General features: G+C 71.6%; 1 protein-coding gene and 1 pseudogene. Both read right to left on the reverse strand.

Features of this window, described 5'->3' with window-relative positions:
* A partial coding sequence (locus KDH83_RS30605; RefSeq protein WP_212322779.1) for a cupin domain-containing protein occupies positions 1 to 637 on the reverse strand: 637 nt, incomplete at its 3' end.
* A pseudogene (locus KDH83_RS30610) lies at positions 634 to 1,625 on the reverse strand (DNA mismatch repair protein MutS); the annotation flags it as partial. The gene KDH83_RS30605 and the pseudogene KDH83_RS30610, both read right to left, overlap by 4 nt.

Raw genomic sequence — 1,625 nt, forward strand, 5'->3', positions numbered from 1 at the left:
GCGTGGGCGCGCGAAAGCCGATCGAGATCGTCATGCAGCCGTCGCCCACGGCGATGCCGTCGTGCGCGGCCTGCGGCGGCAGGTAGAGCATGTCGCCGGGCGACAGCACGGCGCTGGCCTCGGGTTCGAAGCGGCTCAGGATCTTCAGCGGCAGGCCGGGCTCGAGCGACAGGTCTTTCTGGCGGCCGTAGCGCCATTCGCGCTGGCCGGCGGCCTGCAGCAGGAACACGTCATAGCTGTCGAAGTGCGGGCCGACGCCGCCGCCGTGGCTGGCGATGCTGATCATCACGTCGTCCAGGCGCGCATCGGGGATGAAGCGGAACTGCTGCATCAGTTCGGCCGCGGCGTCGCTGTGCAGGTCCACGCTCTGCACCAGCAGCGTCCATTCGCCTTCGTTGTCCTTGGGCAGGCGGGCGAAGGGGCCGTTCTCCATCTGCCATTCGCCGTTCTCGCGCCAGATCAGGCGCGATTCCACGTCGTCGCGGCGCGCCAGCTTCTTGATCGCGGCGATGGCGACGGGCGGCTTGAAGCCGGGAATCGCCTGGCGGATCAGCAGGGGCTTCTTCTGCCAGTAGCGGCGCATGAAGTCGTTGGGGCTCTGGTTGCCCAGCAGCGGCAGGGGATGATCGAGGTTCATTGCAGATGCTTCTTGAGACGGTAGAGGGCGTCCAGCGCTTCGCGCGGGGTCAGGCTGTCGGGATCGATGGCGGCGAGTTCGTCGCGCAGCGCGTCCAGCGCCTCGAGGGCGCCAGAGCGTTCGGCGGCGGCATCGGCCTGCGCGTCGGCGTCGGCCGCGGCGGCGAACAGGCCGAGTTGCGGCGTGGGGGCGCCCTGGGATTCCAGGCGTTCCAGTTCGCGCGTGGCCTGCCGGATCACGGCGGCCGGCACGCCGGCGCGCTGCGCGACCTGGATCCCGTAGCTGCGGCTGGCCGGGCCTTCGCGGACTTCGTGCAGGAACACGATGCCGCCGGCGGATTCCGCGGCGGCCAGGTGCACGTTGGCCGCCGAGGGCTGTTCGGACGGCAGGCGGGTCAGTTCGAAATAGTGCGTGGCGAACAGCGTCAGCGCGCGGTTGTGCGCCAGCAGGCGGCAGGCGATGGCCCAGGCCAGCGCCAGACCGTCGTAGGTGGAGGTGCCGCGGCCGATCTCGTCCATCAGCACCAGGCTGTTGGGCGTGCTGGCCGACAGAATGGCGGCGGCCTCGGTCATTTCCATCATGAAGGTCGAGCGGCCGCCCGCCAGATCGTCGGCCGCGCCGATGCGGGTGAAGATGCGGTCGATCTTGCCGACGCGCGCGCTGGCCGCCGGCACGAAGCTGCCGGTGCGCGCCAGCAGCGCGATCAGCGCGACCTGCCGCATATAGGTCGATTTACCGCCCATGTTGGGGCCGGTGATCAGCAGCATGCGGCGCGCCGGGTCCAGCCGGCAGCCGTTCGGCGTGAAGCGTTCGATGGCGTTCTCGACCACCGGATGGCGGCCCGCCTCGATGACGCAGGCGGCCTGCCCGGCCAGCTCGGGCGCCACCCAGCCGTGGCGGCGCGCGGGCTCGCCCAGCCCGGCCAGCGTGGCCAGCTCGGCCCGCGCCGCGGCGCCGCCGGGCCGCCGGCGCCCGAGTTCGGGCCGCC

This window comes from Achromobacter sp. Marseille-Q0513, assembly GCF_018195695.1.
Lineage (GTDB): Bacteria > Pseudomonadota > Gammaproteobacteria > Burkholderiales > Burkholderiaceae_B > Achromobacter.